The organism is Flavobacterium collinsii (genome assembly GCF_946903285.1).
Taxonomy (GTDB): Bacteria; Bacteroidota; Bacteroidia; order Flavobacteriales; family Flavobacteriaceae; genus Flavobacterium; species Flavobacterium collinsii.
In genome coordinates, this window is sequence record NZ_OX336425.1 from 1,375,418 (window position 1) to 1,392,197 (window position 16,780).

Here is a 16,780-nt window from a genome sequence, read left to right on the forward strand (position 1 = left end):
AGTTTCAGGATGGGGAAATCCACTAATTTTTTTAGAATTAGATAAAAAGATTTAGAATTGATTTCGTGTATTTCGAAATTTAGGAAACTATAGCTTGTGGAGGTCCGCGTAATAAATAGGCACTTTCTGAAAATGAAAAGATTCTCTCGGAAAGCGTAAAGAAATAGGGAATTTCGTTATCGAAATGGTGAAACTGGAGTGCCATTTCTTCGGGAACAACATAACTGCCAAAAGCAAAATGACAAACATAACATAAGTCATAATTATGGTGCTGATGTGTTATTTCACCACTTGGATCATTGTAATCGTGGTGGCATTGTTTTTCTGAAAGCTGCTTTACAATATGCTCATAACTGTGTATGGACTGAAAGAATATTGAGAACAATACCATCAGGGCCAAAGAAACACTTAGTATGAGTTGTTTTCTTTTCATTAAGGACAAAGGTATAAAAGAAAGGAGAAAAATAGATTTATTTTTTGGATTCTGTTAACGATTCATTGAAAAAAGTTTAGAAAAAGCATTTTTTAGGGATCGAAAAGCGAATAATTACATTCAAATTGCATCCTGAACTAGCATTATATTATATTTGTAAACCGTTGGATGTAATTAACAAAAAAATGATTTAACATATAGAAATATAGATTTTAAGTGTAAAAAATAGAATTAAAAAAAAGAAATATATTTCTTTCACATAGTAAGATATGTGTATTTAAATGAAGTGAAACGTCTTTTTTAGGAATACAGAATCTATGTCACTATGTGTTAAAATGAATTACACCAAACGGGTTATTTGTAATTGAAATAAAACTACTATAAAAAACGTTTACTTGAAAAACTCTTTAAAACCAAAATACGATATGCGATTACTTTTTAGTTGTTTGTTTTTAGTATCGTTTTTTAATTCTTTTGCCCAGGAAGTTAAACCGGAGGTAAAGCCAGAAGTGAAGCCTGTGGTTAAAATCGATTCTTTGTATCGGGAAGATCAGTTTTATTTTTCGGTTACCTATAATCTTCTGACAAAGATTCCGCAGGGGCTTAAACAAAATAAATTTTCTGCCGGACTTTCTGCCGGTTTTCTGCGTGACATGCCAGTCAATAAAAGCAGAACCGTTGCTATTGCTACAGGTTTGGGTTTGAGTTATCAGAATTATAATCAAAATCTAACTATCGCCAAAGGGGCAGATGGAGCTTTGACCTATGAAGTAACCGATTATAATGATATTTCGTCCAACAGATACAAACAATATTCGGTTGATTTGCCAATAGAATTTCGCTGGAGAAATTCGACTTATGAAAGTACTAAATTCTGGAGAATCTATAGCGGATTTAAACTAAGCTATGTATTCTCTAGCAAATCCATTTTAGATACCGGGGAAGAAACGTATAAAATTTCGAACAATCCGGATATAAACAAATTGCAATACAGCGTATATCTGGCTGTAGGGTATAACACTTGGAACCTTTATCTCAATTATGGATTAAGTCCATTGTTTAAAGACGTAAAAACGGTTTCCGGACAAAATATTAACGTAAGAACGCTTAATGCCGGATTGATATTCTACATTTTATAACCACAAATACAAAAACAATAGCTGCGGTAAAATTCCAATAAAAGTTCCCATTACCAATTCATTAGGCGAATGCGCTTCCATTTCTAGGCGTGATGAAGCGACAATTCCCGTCATTAAAATCAGGAAAGCACTCCAGTAAGGATTTTGCATCTGAAGATGGATGTTTAGTCCAATTACAAAAATGGTGAATCCGCTGAGGGCCATCATGTGTAAACTTGCTTTTATTTTAAACAATGAGCAAACCAGAGCCAGTATAGTACTAAACAAAGCGCCCAGAAAAAAGAAATGCAGTTCAGGATATCGCGTAATGATAATGCTTCGTTTTACTAGTAAAATATATAAAAAACACTGTAAAATCAGAGGGATTTTGCGTTGCGAGGTTTCATGAATCATAACAGAATCTACATGTCCTGTTGAACGAAGCAAAAGGAAGAACAGTATTGGGACCAGAATAGTGATAATCAGAATCTGAAATAACACAAAATATTTTTCCTGAGTACTAAAAAGATCCTGCTTGCAAAAAAGGTAAAACAGGGTGGCGTACATCGATACAAAAATTGGATGAAAGATATAAGAGAATATAGGCAGAATTCTTTTCAAAGCACAGTAATTTTAGGTGTTGAACAAATATAACTAAATAATATTTTTTTGCCACGAATTGCGCGAATTAGCACAAATTTTAATTTGTGCCCTATTTTTTAAATGCGACAGGTACTTGTTTAAAGCAGATCGATTTATTGGATATGAAAAAATCTGCGTAAAAAATAACCGGAAAGGATTAGCAAAAAAATGTGCAATTCGTGGCTAACTATTTTATTTTTCGGTGGTAAAAATCACCACAAATAATTAGTGAAAATTTGTGAACTTGCTGGCGAACCTTTTTTTAAATTTGACAAAAAGAAAATCTTAATGAGCATAAATATAAAAAGCCTGATTCCGGTTCTCGAAGCCGAATGGACTGGTTCAGATTCTGATGTTTTTGTCGATCATATCTCGATCGACAGCCGTTCTTTACAAAACGGATCTAAAACTTTGTTTATTGCCCTGTCAGGGGTTAATAATGATGCTCATTTGTATATAGAAGAACTTATAGAAAAAGGAGTTCAAAATTTTGTAGTACAGTATATTCCCGAGAATGTAAAAGGGAAAGCTAGTTTTTTAGTAGTCAAAAATACGTTACAGGCTTTACAGGAATTTGCAGGATATTATCGCGATCTGTTTACCTTTCCTATTATCGGATTAACAGGAAGCAACGGTAAAACGATTGTAAAGGAGTGGTTGAATTTCCTGCTGAGTCCGGACTATAATATTATCCGAAGCCCTAAAAGTTATAACTCTCAGGTGGGTGTTCCATTGTCAGTAATTGCCATTAATGAAAAGCATAATCTGGGTATTTTCGAAGCCGGAATATCGACGGTTAATGAAATGGTGAAACTCGAAAAAATCATTAAACCTAATATTGGAGTTTTAACGAACATCGGTTCTGCACATGACGAGGGGTTTAAAAATCTGGAAGAAAAAATCGATGAAAAATTACTACTGTTTAAGAATGCAGCTGTTATTATCTATCAGAATAATAAACTTGTAGATGAATGTCTGGTAAAGTTAAATCAGGAATATTTTTCATCAGAAAGAGTACTTTTTTCGTGGAGTTTTACCGACGAATCGGCAGATGTTTTTGTGGTGAAGCGAGTTAATGAAGACGAAACAACGAGTATTCAGGCCCGTTACGGGAATGAAATTTTCGATTTAGAAATCCCATTCAGTGATTCAGCTTCCATAGAAAATGCGATCTCCTGTTTATTGGTTATGCTTTACCTAAAGTACGATGCAGAAACCATTCAAAATCGATTTCAAAATCTGTATCCCGTACAAATGCGTCTTGAGGTTAAAAACGGAATCAACAATTGTAGTATTATCGACGACAGTTACAGTTCAGACTTCCAGTCACTCAAAATAGCACTGGATTTTTTAGAAAGCCAGCAGAAAAAAAACGCCTCAAAAACGGTTATTCTGTCGGATATCTTTCAAAGCGGATTTTCTAATGAAGAATTGTATACAAAAGTAGCACAGTTAATTGCAGACAATAAAATAAACCGAGTAATAGGCATCGGATCAACCATTTCTTCCTTTGCTGCTAAATTTTCGAACTGTACCACTTTTCAGAATACAGCCGAATTTATAGCAGAAATTGAAAGTCTGAACTTCGAAAATGAAACCATTTTAATCAAAGGAGCAAGGTCATTTCAGTTTGAAGAAATTGTATCGTTGCTGGAAGAGAAAACCCACGAAACGATTCTGGAGATTAACCTGAATTCGATTAGTCACAATCTCAATTATTATAAATCGAAATTAGCGGCAAACGTTAAGCTGATGGTAATGGTCAAGGCCTTTGGTTATGGAAACGGAGGATTGGAAATTGCCAAATTGCTCGAACATCACAAGGTAGATTATTTGGGAGTGGCATTCGCTGATGAAGGAATTTCACTTAAAAACGGCGGAATAAAACTGCCAATCATGGTTCTGAATCCGGAATCGACCAGCTTCCCTTCAATCATACAATACCATTTAGAGCCCGAAATATATAGTATTAAGGGACTAAAAGCTTTTTTAAAAATTGCCAGAGAAAAGAATTTAAAAGACTTTCCGATTCACATAAAACTGGACACCGGAATGCACCGTCTGGGTTTTGAAGAAAGCACTTTAGACGAATTAATTGAAACACTGAGAGGGAATTCGACTGTAAAAGTAAAAAGTGTGCTTTCGCATTTGGCAACAAGCGATGAGGAAAGGCATTTCGATTTTGTGCGATCTCAGATTCGCTTGTTTGAGACCTTGTCGGTAAAATTAATTACAGCCTTAAATATCAATCCTATTCGCCATATTTTGAACACTTCCGGAATAAGTAACTTTCCGGATGCGCAATACAATATGGTGCGCTTGGGCATTGGTTTGTATGGTGTATCAAACGATCCTGCCGAACAGAAGTACCTCGAAAATGTGGGAACGTTAAAATCGATTATTTCTCAGGTAAGAACAATTCCGGCAGGAGACAGCGTTGGTTACGGACGCCGCTTCATGGCAGAAAAAGAAACCAGAATCGCTACAATTCCTATTGGATATGCAGACGGAATTTCACGTTTATGGGGTAATCAGGTAGGTTATGTCGTTATTAAGAATCAAAAAGCATTTATTTTAGGAAGTGTTTGTATGGATATGCTCATGGTAGATGTAAGCGAGATTGATTGTAAAGAAGGAGATTCTGTAATCATTTTTGGCGAAAATCCAACAGTTGTTGAAATGGCAATAGCCTTAAAAACAATACCCTATGAAATCATGACCAGCATCTCGCAACGGGTAAAAAGAGTGTTTTTTAGATAATCTTAACAAATTGTCAGGAAAATTATGTATTTTCGAGATCAATTAAGTATAAACTAAAATAATCGATTATGGGATTTTTTGCAGATTTTAAAGCTTCTTTGCTAAAAGGTGATGTGCTTAGTTTAGCGACAGCAGTCGTTATTGGTGGCGCATTTGGAAAAATAGTAGGTTCTGCTGTAGACGATATTATTATGCCAGTTGTTGGTTTACTTACAGGAGGAATAGATTTTACTCAAAAATTTGTTACGCTGGATGGTAATACGTATCCAAATTTAGCTGCTGCTAAAGCCGCCGGGGCTGCAGTAATTACGTATGGAAATTTGGTTCAGGCGATAATTAATTTTGTGATTATATCGTTTTTTGTATTTGTTGTACTAAGAGCCGCTGAAAAAGCTAAGAAAAAAGAAACTGTGGTTGCGGCACCTGCCGGACCAACTCAAGAAGAGTTACTTACGCAAATTAGAGATTTGCTTAAAAAATAATTCCGCTACACTAAGTCTAACTAAACCGTTCCTTAATTGGGGCGGTTTTTTTTACTATTTGTTTGTTTTGTAACATTTTGTTATTTTTTGTGAAGGGCGTTGTTTTGACTTTTATTATGTATACTTTTGCATAATAAAATAAATTAATTCATACTAAACATATAAAAATGAGAATAGCAGTCGTAGGTGCCACTGGTATGGTTGGCGAAGTAATGCTTAAAGTTTTAGCAGAAAGAAATTTTCCTGTTACAGAGTTAATTCCGGTAGCTTCTGAGAAATCAGTAGGAAAAGAAATCGAGTATAAAGGAACAAAATATAAAGTGGTAGGATTGCAAACAGCAGTTGATATGAAAGCTGATATTGCTGTTTTTTCGGCTGGAGGAGAGACTTCACTGGAATGGGCACCAAAATTTGCTGCAGCCGGAACAACTGTTATTGATAATTCTTCGGCATGGAGAATGGATCCGACTAAGAAATTGGTAGTTCCGGAAATCAATGCTTCGACTTTAACCAAAGAAGATAAAATTATTGCAAACCCAAACTGTTCAACCATTCAAATGGTGTTGACTTTGGCTCCATTGCATAGAAAATACAATATTAAAAGAGTTATCGTTTCTACTTATCAATCAATCACTGGAACTGGTGTAAAAGCGGTAAGACAATTGGAAAATGAGTATGCTGGAGTTCAGGGAGAACTGGCTTACAAGTACCCAATTCACAGAAATGCTATTCCACATTGCGACAGCTTTGAAGAAAACGGATATACTAAAGAAGAAATGAAATTAGTTCGTGAGACTCAAAAGATTCTTGGGGATAACACGATTAGAGTCACAGCTACAGCGGTTCGAGTACCGGTTGTTGGCGGACATAGTGAGGCTGTAAATGTTGAGTTTACGAATGACTTTGATGTGAATGAAGTTCGTGAAATTCTGCACAATACTGATGGAGTAGTAGTACAGGATAATTTAGATACCTTTACCTATCCAATGCCATTATACGCAGAAGGTAAAAATGATGTTTTTGTAGGTAGAATTCGTCGTGACGAAAGCCAGCCAAATACTTTAAACCTATGGATTGTTGCTGATAACTTAAGAAAAGGAGCTGCAACCAACACGATTCAAATCGCTGAATACTTAATTGCAGCTGGTTTGGTATAAACAGAGATTAAATAAAATTGTTATAAAGAGAAAACCGTAATTGCAGCAATGCAGTTGCGGTTTTTTTGATGTGTAAATTTCAATTAAAAACCATAAATTAGCTACTATAAATAGCAATAATATGAACTTCGATAATTATAAAATAATACCCAATTACAAGACCAATAAAACCGATTTGTTCGTAGCAGATGAAGAAGAGATTCTGGCTTGTGAGAAAACCTTAAATATTGCTTTTGATGAAGATTACAAAGCATATGTTTCGGAATTTGGGAGCGGAATCCTGGGTGGAACTTACGTACGGATCTATCTTCCCGAAACGATAATACTAACCTTGGAAGAATGGAGAAGCCGTATAGCAGAGTATTGGTTCTGGGACGAAGGAAAAGAGGTGCTCACCAAAGAAGAAGTTTTGAATGCTGTTAGAATAGGGGATACTTATGATGGCGATGAAATTATTCTTTTTAAGAATGAATATTTTATTTTGCCAAGGCATAGCGAAATGATCTACAAAGCAGGGAATACACTTGAAGAAGCTATAACCTGGCTGTGTTCGTCAGGAATCCTAACAGAAGCATTTTCGGAAAGAGAATTTGAACCTTTTGATCCGGGTGAGTTACAAGCATAATCTTTAATTGGTACAGTATTACAACTCATAAAAAAAGCGAGAATTTTAGTTCTCGCTTTTTTTGTGTTTTAATATTCCGGGGCTAGTTCTAATTCCAGACCTTCTAATTCAGTAGTAATTGGAATCTGACAACCTAAGCGGCTATTTGATTTAACATAAAATGCTTCCGACAGCATGGCTTCTTCTTCATCTCCCATTTCTGGTAACGCAACATCATTTAAAACATAACATTGGCAGGAAGCACACATGGCCATTCCGCCACAGGTTCCTTCAACAGGAAGCTCGTATGCTTTGCACAACTCCATTATATTCATTGCCATATCAGTTGGAGCTTGTAACTCGTGTATAACTCCTTCTCGATCTTTAATCTTTATTAATACATCCATTTTAATTAGTGGAATTTTACTGATTCGGATTTTATAACGTGAAAAAATCCTTAATTATATTAACTGTTTTTGATACTAAATGCGTATTCTTTTTTATTGCCTTCTTTAAGGTGCATTTTTACACCAAGGATATTTCCGTTTTTCTCCAATATTGTAACTATAGCAATTACGGAATAATAATCTTTATCAGATTGAAAGACTAAAGTACCTTCATACGTTGAATTCATCACTCCTTGTTTGTCTGTTGTAACAGATACTTTTCTTGGGTGCAAAAATTGTGCAACACTATAGGTGGCTTTGTTGGCAAATTTTGCTTTTCCGCCACAGATGTCAAACAGAAAATCATAGTTTCCTATTCTAAGACTTCCTTCTTCGTCATTTGCGTTAGTCGAAAATACAATCTGACCAGCGTACTTAAAATCTGACCATTCTTCAGATTCATTTAGCCAGGCTTTATCAACAACTAGCGTCTGAGTGGTTTGTTGCGCATAGTTTACAGAAACACAAAATAATAATAAAAAAAGAGCGTAATACTTCTTCATAAAATTTAAGATTTAAGGGTTATGTCACAAATTTAAATAAATATGTCACAATTCCTTAACTAAAACTCTTAAATATTTGTATTATTTTTTGCTAAATACGCAATAACTCGCTTAATTAATATTGTTTTTTTGTGAAATTGCAAATCAAACCATACAAAGCGCTATTATTCTTGTTAAATCGATAAAATCGAAATGCTGAGAAAAATTATGTTTTTTATTACATTATATTAACCACAGTTTCTATTTGTGGTGCATATTTCTTTATAGTTGTCTCAACTCCCGCTTTTAGCGTCATTTGATTTACACTGCAGCTGATGCATGCTCCTTCAAGACGAACCTTAACGTGTTTGTCATCGTCTATCGAAATAAGCGTAATGTCTCCTCCGTCAGAATTTAAAAAAGGTCTGATCTCGTCAAGAGCCAATAATACGTTGCTTGTTAATTCTTCTGTTGTCATAATTTTATCAATTAGAAAATTTGTCAATTAGATAATTGGACAATTATATACATTGTCTAATTATCTAATTTTCCCATTATCTCATTATATTAATTCTTTTTTACTGCTGAACAACCTGCCATAGTTGTAATTTTTATGGCTTCGGTTGCTGGTAAGCTATCATTTCTGTTTACGGTTTCCTGTACAACATTTCGGGTAATTTCTTCAAAAACGGTTTCGATTGCCGAAGCAGTTTGCAAAGCAGCCGGACGACCATAGTCACCAGCTTCACGAATAGATTGTACAATTGGAACTTCTCCTAAAAAAGGAACATTTAAATCTTCGGCAAGATTTTTTGCTCCTTCTTGTCCAAAGATATAATATTTATTGTCAGGTAATTCTGCTGGTGTAAAATAAGCCATGTTTTCTATGATTCCCAAAACAGGTACATTAATGTTGTCCTGCATGAACATCGCCACTCCTTTTTTAGCATCGGCCAAAGCCACAGCCTGAGGAGTACTTACTACCACAGCTCCTGTAATTGGTAACGATTGCATGATCGAAAGGTGGATGTCTCCTGTTCCCGGAGGTAAATCGATTAACATAAAATCTAATTCTCCCCAATCAGCATCAAAAATCATTTGGTTCAGGGCTTTTGCAGCCATTGGACCTCTCCATATTACAGCCTGACTTGGGGCTGTAAAGAAACCAATTGAAAGTATTTTGATCTCGTAGCTTTCGATAGGTTTCATTTTTGATTTTCCGTCAACAACAATCGAAACCGGTTTTTCGTTTTCAACATCAAACATAATCGGCATTGATGGTCCATATATATCGGCATCAAGAACCCCAACCGAAAAGCCCATTTTGGCAAGTGTTACGGCAAGATTTGCAGTAACAGTCGATTTTCCAACTCCACCTTTACCGGAAGCAACGGCAATAATATTTTTGATTCCAGGGATAGCACGACCTTTAATTTCGTTTTTCTCCGGAGTTTCTACTTTAATATTTACTTTTATTTTTGCTTCAGGAGATACTAATTCATGAATTGTTTTTTTGATATCATCTTCGGCTCTTTTTTTGATATGCATTGCTGGCGTATGCAACACCAGGTCTACCACAACTTCATCACCAAAAGTAATAACATTGGCAACAGCGCCGCTTTCAACCATATTTTTTCCTTCTCCGGCTATAGTGATTGTTTCTAGAGCTTTAAGAATTTCTTTTCTGTCTAATTTCATTTTAATGGACTATTTTCGATTGATTGAAATCGATTTAAAGTATTGTATTTATTTAAACTGATTTCAGACTGCAAAGATAACAGATTATGTTCGGATTCAAACCCTTTTTAAATTGTATTTATTGATATTGAGATTGGTCAAAATGATTCTTATAGTCCTTTTTTGATTTCGGAATATAAAAAAGGATAAGTCGTATTGTATTTACAGGCAAATATTTATAGAAAGCATAACATGAAATCAGGTTAAATTTAAGAATAAGGTCGTTAAAATGTCAATAATCTTAGCTATATTTGAGTACCCCAAATTTGAGATTCCTAACTATTCTGAAAAGTATGTGAAAACTTGTCTTTGGGTAAATTATAGGTTTTTGGTATTTTTTGAATAAAATTTATTTTCTAAAATTTAAATCTGAAAAATATGCGAAATTTTACTTCTTTGTCTGTAATTATTACTGTTAGTTTTTTGCTGTTTTCTATTGAATCTTTCTCCAAAGAGAGCACTGTAAAACATGAAGTTAAGGGGCTTGAGAATGTCTTGGCATCCAAAAAGTATTTTTCTAAAATTGCTGTTGATGCTGAATCAATCAATCAGTTTTACAAAAAGTATCCCAATTTAAAAAAATACCAAAGCGATGTTCTGGATCTTTACAAGAAAAAAGAATTTAAAACAATCTGGTATGACGATAAGAGTGTGAGCGAATTTGGGGCGTTGCTGTATCACAAAGTACGCTTGCTCAATGAGCAGGGAATTAAAGCTACCATGCCTTATATGGATTTGGTAGACGACGTTTTTAATGAAAATGTCACAAACGAACTTCCTCAGATTGATACGGAACTTTTACTATCTAATATGTATGTGTTTTATGCCAGCAATGTCTATTCAGGAGTTGATCCGGCAACACTAAAAAAAATAGGGTGGTTTCTTCCGGCAAAAAGTATTTCTTATTCCAAAATATTGGATTCCCTTATGGTTGATCCCGACCGATTAAACAAAGATGAAAATCTTTTATTTGGACAATATTATAAGCTTAAAGCGGTATTGAAAAGATACAGAACGATCGAAAAAAATAATAAGTGGACAAAAATTGATATTGATAGTGTCAATTATAAAGACTTGAAACCTTTTGACAGCGGTATAACGGTCCAACAAATCAGACAGCGTTTGTTTGTGGTTGGTGATCTGGCACAGGACTCGAAAAGTCATGTATATGATGAGGAAATGATGGCTGGAGTTTTAAAGTATAAAAAGAGATATGGGCTTAAATTGAATTATGCGATAACCCGTGATCATATCAACCAAATGAACGAACCCATTGGGAATCGTATTAAAACGATCATGTTGAATATGGAACGCTGCAGATGGATACCAACAACATTGGCAAAGGCCAGTGAATATGTGATGGTTAATATTCCTTCTTTCAGGCTGATTTATGTGAAAAACGGTAAATACGAACTGGTCTCAGATGTTTTTGTAGGTACCCGAATGACGGAGACTGTAATTTTCAGTGGTAATATGGATCGAATTGTATTTAGTCCGTATTGGTACGTTCCGCAGAGTATCATTAAAAATGAGCTGAAACTGAAAATGGCGGAAGATAAAAATTATCTGGCTGATCATAATATGGAGTGGAACGGAGGGAATGTTAGACAAAAACCAGGGCCTAAAAATTCTTTGGGATTGGTCAAATTTATGTTTCCAAATCCCAATGATATTTATTTGCATGATACTCCGGCCAAAAGTTTATTTGAGTTTGAAAAACGTATTTTCAGTCACGGCTGTATTAACGTAAAGGAGGCAAAAAGTTTAGCTCTTGCCATTTTAAAAGATAATCCGGACTGGCCTGTAGATAAAATTGATAAGGCAATGAGTGGAGAAAAAGAAACCACCTGCATGCTGAAAACCAAAATTCCAATTTACATAGGATATTTTACGGCCTGGGTAAACGATGATGGAGAAATTGGTTTTTACCCTGATGTTTACGACAGGGATAAACAACTGGATAAGTTATTGTATTCAGATTCTGTTGTTTCGAAATAGGAAAAAGAAACCCGCCACATCGTAATGATTTGGCGGGTTTCTTAAAAAAATGATCTACAAGTTTATTCGTATTTTAAATATTTTAAGATATCGATCTTTGTTACCTGATAGGCTTTTGCTAAAACGATCATTAGTGTTAAAGCCAGCAGAGAGGCCAAAGCGATACTAAATGGAATTACCGAGACTCCAATTCGGAAGGCAAAGTTTTCCAGCCATTTTTGTAGCAAAATATATGCCGGAATGATGCCAATTACAAATCCCAGTAAACAAAAGCCAACATATTGCTTGGATAATTCTTTTAATAAAGCATCTGTTTCAGCGCCCAATGTTTTTCGAATGGCAATTTCTTTCAATCTTCGTTCCATTGAAAAGGACGCCAAAGCAAACAATCCGAAAATGGCGATGATGATTACTACAAGATTTAAAATGAAAAACAGATTTTTCTGTTTTACCTGTTCCTGATAGGTTCTGGCAAAGCCTTTATTGACAAATTCGTATTCAAAAGGATAGTCTTGGTTGATGTTTTTTGCCCAGAATTTGTCTAATTTTGATAAGGTTTCGGTTAAGTTGTTCGGAGAAACTTTCACATAAATATTATCATAATTATTCCACTTTAAAGTTTTAAGATTGATAAAAACCATTGGTGGTACTTTGTCCTGTAATCCCGTGATGTGAAAATCCTTTACAACACCAACGATTTTAAATTTCATGTTTCCTTTTTCATTTCCCCAACCCGATGTTATAACCGTATTAATAGGGTTTTTAAGACCTAATGTTTTAACAAGAGTTTCGTTTACCAGCCAATTGTCAATGGTATCCGAAGCAAATTTTGGAGATAAATCGCGTCCCTGAACAATTTTTATTTTCATCATATCGAGAAAACCAAAATCCATTTCGACATTTCGGGATTGTACAAAAATACTATTGTGTGTAAATCCTGAACTGGAGTTGGTGCTATTTCCAAAAGAACCGGCAAAGGTGGATACATCTGTAACCCCTGGCATTTTTAAAAGTTCTTGTTTTGTGGTTTGATATTTAAGGAATTTCTTGTCGTATTCCTGATAATTAAAAGGAATTTTAATAACCTGATCTCCACTAAAACCAAGATCCTTATTCATCATATAACTTACCTGTGAATTCACGATTAAAGCACCAATGATAAAAAAAGTGGCAATACCAAACTGGAAAATAAGCATCGAATTTCGAATCCAGATACCGCTTTTACTTCTGGAGAAGTTTCCTTTTAAAACCTTAAGTGTTTCGAAATTTGAGATGTAAACGGCAGGAAAAACACCTGCAAGAACGATTACTAATCCAATTATAAAAAGGAGCTGCAGGTAAAATTCATTGCCATTCAGGGTCAGGGATTTTTTCAAAAAAGTATTGTAGTACGGAAGAGAAAGTTCTACAATTGCCAGAGCAAAAATAATGGCTAAAACTACTATTATCGCGGTTTCGAAAATAAACTGCAGAATGATCTGCTTTTTAGTGGCTCCCACAATTTTACGTACACCCACTTCTTTGGCACGTTTTATTGCTGAAGCTGTCGCTAAATTGATGTAATTGACCAAAGAAAGCGCCAGAATCAAAATAGAGAGACCGACCATAATGTAAAGCAATTGCAGATTTCCTTTTCCTTCCGGAAGATTTGCTCCCTGTGACGATTTTGTACCGTGCAAACGGGTATCGCTTAATTTATCTAATATTACAGTTGTCTGTCCATTTTCTTTTACATACTGTTCCGGAGTCTGCCCGTTGGCTTTAGCATCTTTTAAAGTTCGGTTAACGTAATCTACATTTTGTATTTTCTTTAAAACAGTTGCAATATCAGCTCCTTTTTTAACTTTAATCATTAAGCCATAATTAAAGTTGCCCCAACTTTGCTCGTCGCCATCACGGGTAACTCCGCTAAAAACGTAATTGGGTTCAAAAGCCGAGGGAGCTACAATTTTATAAACCGATTTTACCGTGTAATCTTTGTAATTATAGGTAATTGATTTTCCAATTGGGTCTTCGTTCTTAAAAAGTAATTTTGCTGTTTCTTCTGATAACGCCACACTGTTTTTCTCTTTCAGAATATTGGTTTTGGCTCCTTTTACGATAGGTAGCGGAAACATATCAAAAAAGCCATTGTCGGAAACAGCAATTTTTTTGTGAAAGAATTTTTGCCCCTGATATTTAATCATATCATTGCTATACCAGGAATTAAAAAAACAGATCGATTCTATTTCGGGAATTGTTGCTTTACAGGTTTTTCCGAAAGGAATACTGCTGGAGGCCCAGGTATCTCCTGTTACTCCAATTTTATTCAAAACCTCATAGACGTTATCTTTTTCAGGATTCCATTGATCATAGGCATTTTCGTTATTCCAGTATAAAATGGCGAAAATCACTCCGGCAATTCCAATGCTTAATCCAAGGATATTTAAAAACGAAAACAATTTGTTTTGCTTCAAATGATATATAAATATTTTAAACCAGTTAAAAATCATGTTATATTTTTTATAGTTGTTATAGTAGCTTTTAAAATAGTCTTACAGGTTTTGCTATTAGCCAGATTTTATAGGATTGATAGTATTTTGCAAACAAATCCCATCAGGATTATGACTGCGGTTACAATAAATTTGATCATTTTATTTTTATTTAGCGTCCATAAAAACATCAACATTACGCTGATTGAATTTTTCAGAGAATATCACACCATCTTTCATATGAATCGTTCTTTGCGAAAATGAAGCGTCATAATCAGAGTGGGTAACCATTAAAATGGTAGCTCCTTTAGCATGCAAATCGGTTAAAAGTTCCATTACCTCATTACCGTTTTTACTATCTAAGTTTCCGGTTGGCTCATCGGCCAGAATAATTTTAGGATCGTTTACAAGAGCTCTTGCAACGGCAACTCTTTGTTGTTGTCCTCCGGAAAGTTGTTGTGGGAAATGTTTAAGACGGTGTGAAATATTTAGTTTTTCGGCAATAGCCTCAATTTTTTGTTTTCTTTCAGAAACTTTTACATTGTTGTAAATCAAAGGCAATTCGATATTGTCATAAACCGAAAGCTCGTCGATCAGGTTGAAATTCTGGAAAATAAAACCAATGTTTTCTTTGCGGACATTTGCTCTTCCTTTCTCTTTTAAACCAATCATTTCCTGATCTAATAATTTGTAGCTCCCGCCCGATGCACTGTCCAAAAGCCCAATGATATTCAGTAAAGTCGATTTTCCACAACCCGAAGGCCCCATAATGGTTAAAAAATCTCCTTTTTTTATCTCTAAAGAAATGCCGCTTAAAGCTGCCGTTTCTACTTCTTCTGTTCTAAAAACTTTGGTTAGGTTTTGAATGGTTATCATAAGTTTTAAAAATTTAGTTGTTGTTAATTCTATTTTTTGATTGATGATTGATGATTGAAACTTTGTGTATTGTAAAATGTTAATTGTAAACTGTTAATTGTAAAATGTTAATTGTAAAATGTAAACTGTGAACTGTGAATTGTGAACTGTGAATTGTGAACTGTGAACTGAGACTGCGACTGAGACTGCGACTGCGACTGAGAACTGCGACTGAAAACCGCGACTGAAAACTAAAAACTCCTACTGAGCGCGATTAATCGATAACTCTTCAATGTCTTTATAATCGGTATAAGATGAAGTAATGACAGATTCTCCTTCTTTTAAACCTTCCAACACTTCGTAATACGATGGGTTTTCGCGGCCTAGTTTTATGTTTCTTCTTTCGGCTTTGTTTCCTTTTACTACAAAGATCCATTTTCCGGCTGTTTCCTGATTGAAACTTCCTTTTGAAACCACAAGTGTCTTGTTCTTTTCGGACAGAATCAGTTTTACCCCAAAACTAAGCCCGTCTTGTAAAGTGATATTTTCTTTGGAGATAAAAGCCAGCTCCACTCTAAAGTGGCCGCTTTTTACTTCCGGAACCACTTTTGTAACTAACACTTCCAGATTTTTCCCTTGAAACTCTACCTGGCCTTTTAAGCCTTCGCGTACTTTTTCGAGATAGAACTCATCTACATCAGCGGTTAACTTATACCCCTGTTTAGAATCGATTTTTCCGATACTTTCGCCTGCCTGAAAAGTTTTTCCCAAAACAGGTTGAAAAGAAGTCAGTCTGCCCGTTTCAGGTGCTGTGATTAAAAAGTTCTTTTTATTGTTTCTTAAAATGTCCAGACTCTTCTCCATGGTCTGAATCGAACGGTTGATTTGAGAAATCTGAACCTGATTGGTTTGTTTTTCTTTTTGAATACTTTGTTGAATGGTTCTCTTGCGTTCGTCCTGAAAACGTAAGCTTTCTTTAAAGTTATTCCAGTCATTTCTCGAAATGACATCTTTTTCAAACAATTTCGCGTTCATATCGTACAGCCTTTTGGCATCATTATAATCATGTTCGATTAAAACCAGGTCTTTGTTTAAGTTTAATTCCTGATTTCTAATGTTCAGTTTCCCTGTATTTAGATTGTTAATTTGCTCGATAATTGCTGTTTCCTGAGTCAGATAGTTTAGTTCTGTGTTTGGATTGAACAAGCGGGCTAAAGACTGACCTTTGGTTACCATTGCACCATTTTCAACAAAAATTTCTTTTACAGATCCGCCCTCGGTAACATTCACAAGCATTACATTAAGAGGTTCTACTTTGGCCTGAAAAACAACGAAATCTTCAAAGAAATCTTTTTCGACTTTCTGAATACTTAGTTCATCTGCTTTTACGTTTAGACTTCTTTTGGTATTAAACGAGAAAAATACGATTGTTGCCAAAACTAAAAAAACTCCAATTGCTATTGTGAGATATCTAAATTTTCTATTTTTACGAGGAATTAACTTGTCCATTTTTTTTAATAATTTACTGATTACCAATAGGTAAATACTGTGCCATAAAAATTATCATTTGTAAAGTGTTGATTTTAAAGAAGCTT

General features: G+C 34.9%; 15 protein-coding genes. 6 read left to right on the top strand and 9 right to left on the bottom strand.

Annotation, left to right across the window (positions count from 1 at the left end):
* Window positions 1-79: 79 nt before the first annotated feature.
* Window positions 80-433, bottom strand: coding sequence for a hypothetical protein (locus OGZ34_RS06135; protein WP_263362458.1), 354 nt, complete (start codon window positions 431-433; stop codon window positions 80-82).
* 425 nt (window positions 434-858) lie between these two features.
* Here OGZ34_RS06135 and OGZ34_RS06140 point away from each other — a divergent pair, with 425 nt between their 5' ends.
* Window positions 859-1,572: a porin family protein gene (locus tag OGZ34_RS06140; protein WP_263363130.1), complete on the top strand. Its 714-nt coding sequence runs from the start codon at window positions 859-861 to the stop codon at window positions 1,570-1,572.
* On the opposite strand, the gene OGZ34_RS06145 is transcribed toward OGZ34_RS06140, so the two are convergent.
* Complete coding sequence (locus tag OGZ34_RS06145) at window positions 1,567-2,172, bottom strand: hypothetical protein (protein WP_246253163.1); 606 nt, start codon at window positions 2,170-2,172, stop codon at window positions 1,567-1,569. The genes OGZ34_RS06140 and OGZ34_RS06145 overlap by 6 nt on opposite strands.
* 309 nt (window positions 2,173-2,481) lie before the next feature.
* On the opposite strand from OGZ34_RS06145, the gene OGZ34_RS06150 reads away from it, so the two are divergent.
* The 4 genes from OGZ34_RS06150 to OGZ34_RS06165 all read left to right on the top strand — a co-directional run bounded on the left by OGZ34_RS06150 (window position 2,482) and on the right by OGZ34_RS06165 (window position 7,217).
* Window positions 2,482-4,953 carry a bifunctional UDP-N-acetylmuramoyl-tripeptide:D-alanyl-D-alanine ligase/alanine racemase gene (locus tag OGZ34_RS06150; RefSeq protein WP_263362459.1) on the top strand — a complete coding sequence of 824 codons (2,472 nt, stop codon included), beginning with the start codon at window positions 2,482-2,484 and terminating at the stop codon, window positions 4,951-4,953.
* A gap of 68 nt (window positions 4,954-5,021) precedes the next feature.
* On the top strand, window positions 5,022-5,435 hold the full coding sequence (gene mscL, locus OGZ34_RS06155; RefSeq protein ID WP_173964845.1) for a large conductance mechanosensitive channel protein MscL: 414 nt from the start codon (window positions 5,022-5,024) through the stop codon (window positions 5,433-5,435).
* A gap of 167 nt (window positions 5,436-5,602) precedes the next feature.
* Window positions 5,603-6,592 (top strand): aspartate-semialdehyde dehydrogenase, encoded by a 990-nt coding sequence (locus tag OGZ34_RS06160; protein ID WP_173964844.1) that lies wholly within the window; start codon window positions 5,603-5,605, stop codon window positions 6,590-6,592.
* Window positions 6,593-6,713: 121 nt separating this feature from the next.
* The gene (locus tag OGZ34_RS06165; protein ID WP_263362460.1) at window positions 6,714-7,217 is read left to right on the top strand and encodes an SMI1/KNR4 family protein; all 504 of its coding nucleotides are present in this window, start codon (window positions 6,714-6,716) and stop codon (window positions 7,215-7,217) included.
* Window positions 7,218-7,285: 68 nt separating this feature from the next.
* Here OGZ34_RS06165 and OGZ34_RS06170 read toward each other — a convergent pair whose 3' ends face one another.
* The 4 genes from OGZ34_RS06170 to OGZ34_RS06185 all read right to left on the bottom strand — a co-directional run bounded on the left by OGZ34_RS06170 (window position 7,286) and on the right by OGZ34_RS06185 (window position 9,822).
* Window positions 7,286-7,603, bottom strand: coding sequence for a 2Fe-2S iron-sulfur cluster-binding family protein (locus tag OGZ34_RS06170; protein ID WP_026982672.1), 318 nt, complete (start codon window positions 7,601-7,603; stop codon window positions 7,286-7,288).
* A gap of 59 nt (window positions 7,604-7,662) precedes the next feature.
* Complete coding sequence (locus OGZ34_RS06175; RefSeq protein WP_263362461.1) at window positions 7,663-8,145, bottom strand: hypothetical protein; 483 nt, start codon at window positions 8,143-8,145, stop codon at window positions 7,663-7,665.
* 217 nt (window positions 8,146-8,362) lie between these two features.
* Complete coding sequence (locus OGZ34_RS06180) at window positions 8,363-8,602, bottom strand: NifU family protein (protein ID WP_026982674.1); 240 nt, start codon at window positions 8,600-8,602, stop codon at window positions 8,363-8,365.
* 89 nt (window positions 8,603-8,691) lie between these two features.
* A complete protein-coding gene (locus OGZ34_RS06185; protein ID WP_173964838.1) occupies window positions 8,692-9,822 on the bottom strand; it encodes an Mrp/NBP35 family ATP-binding protein in 1,131 nt (376 codons plus the stop codon).
* 417 nt (window positions 9,823-10,239) lie between these two features.
* Between OGZ34_RS06185 and OGZ34_RS06190 the strand changes: the two genes are divergently transcribed.
* A complete protein-coding gene (locus tag OGZ34_RS06190; protein WP_263362462.1) occupies window positions 10,240-11,859 on the top strand; it encodes a L,D-transpeptidase family protein in 1,620 nt (539 codons plus the stop codon).
* A 62-nt stretch (window positions 11,860-11,921) separates the two neighbouring features.
* Here the strand turns inward: OGZ34_RS06190 and OGZ34_RS06195 are convergent, their stop codons facing one another.
* The 3 genes from OGZ34_RS06195 to OGZ34_RS06205 form a co-directional block, all read right to left on the bottom strand.
* Window positions 11,922-14,351 (bottom strand): ABC transporter permease, encoded by a 2,430-nt coding sequence (locus tag OGZ34_RS06195; protein ID WP_263362463.1) that lies wholly within the window; start codon window positions 14,349-14,351, stop codon window positions 11,922-11,924.
* 147 nt (window positions 14,352-14,498) lie between these two features.
* The gene (locus tag OGZ34_RS06200) at window positions 14,499-15,206 is read right to left on the bottom strand and encodes an ABC transporter ATP-binding protein (RefSeq protein WP_173964835.1); all 708 of its coding nucleotides are present in this window, start codon (window positions 15,204-15,206) and stop codon (window positions 14,499-14,501) included.
* A 240-nt stretch (window positions 15,207-15,446) separates the two neighbouring features.
* Window positions 15,447-16,694: an efflux RND transporter periplasmic adaptor subunit gene (locus tag OGZ34_RS06205; protein WP_173964834.1), complete on the bottom strand. Its 1,248-nt coding sequence runs from the start codon at window positions 16,692-16,694 to the stop codon at window positions 15,447-15,449.
* Window positions 16,695-16,780: the final 86 nt, after the last annotated feature.

What these genes read in the sequence shown, in the direction of transcription:
- OGZ34_RS06135 (WP_263362458.1), bottom strand. Translation starts at nt 433, where the DNA reads ATGAAAAGAAAACAACTCATACTAAGTGTTTCTTTGGCCCTGATGGTA.
- OGZ34_RS06140 (WP_263363130.1), top strand. Translation starts at nt 859, where the DNA reads ATGCGATTACTTTTTAGTTGTTTGTTTTTAGTATCGTTTTTTAATTCT.
- OGZ34_RS06150 (WP_263362459.1), top strand. Translation starts at nt 2,482, where the DNA reads ATGAGCATAAATATAAAAAGCCTGATTCCGGTTCTCGAAGCCGAATGG.
- mscL (WP_173964845.1), top strand. Translation starts at nt 5,022, where the DNA reads ATGGGATTTTTTGCAGATTTTAAAGCTTCTTTGCTAAAAGGTGATGTG.
- OGZ34_RS06160 (WP_173964844.1), top strand. Translation starts at nt 5,603, where the DNA reads ATGAGAATAGCAGTCGTAGGTGCCACTGGTATGGTTGGCGAAGTAATG.
- OGZ34_RS06165 (WP_263362460.1), top strand. Translation starts at nt 6,714, where the DNA reads ATGAACTTCGATAATTATAAAATAATACCCAATTACAAGACCAATAAA.
- OGZ34_RS06170 (WP_026982672.1), bottom strand. Translation starts at nt 7,603, where the DNA reads ATGGATGTATTAATAAAGATTAAAGATCGAGAAGGAGTTATACACGAG.
- OGZ34_RS06175 (WP_263362461.1), bottom strand. Translation starts at nt 8,145, where the DNA reads ATGAAGAAGTATTACGCTCTTTTTTTATTATTATTTTGTGTTTCTGTA.
- OGZ34_RS06180 (WP_026982674.1), bottom strand. Translation starts at nt 8,602, where the DNA reads ATGACAACAGAAGAATTAACAAGCAACGTATTATTGGCTCTTGACGAG.
- OGZ34_RS06185 (WP_173964838.1), bottom strand. Translation starts at nt 9,822, where the DNA reads ATGAAATTAGACAGAAAAGAAATTCTTAAAGCTCTAGAAACAATCACT.
- OGZ34_RS06190 (WP_263362462.1), top strand. Translation starts at nt 10,240, where the DNA reads ATGCGAAATTTTACTTCTTTGTCTGTAATTATTACTGTTAGTTTTTTG.
- OGZ34_RS06195 (WP_263362463.1), bottom strand. Translation starts at nt 14,351, where the DNA reads ATGATTTTTAACTGGTTTAAAATATTTATATATCATTTGAAGCAAAAC.
- OGZ34_RS06200 (WP_173964835.1), bottom strand. Translation starts at nt 15,206, where the DNA reads ATGATAACCATTCAAAACCTAACCAAAGTTTTTAGAACAGAAGAAGTA.
- OGZ34_RS06205 (WP_173964834.1), bottom strand. Translation starts at nt 16,694, where the DNA reads ATGGACAAGTTAATTCCTCGTAAAAATAGAAAATTTAGATATCTCACA.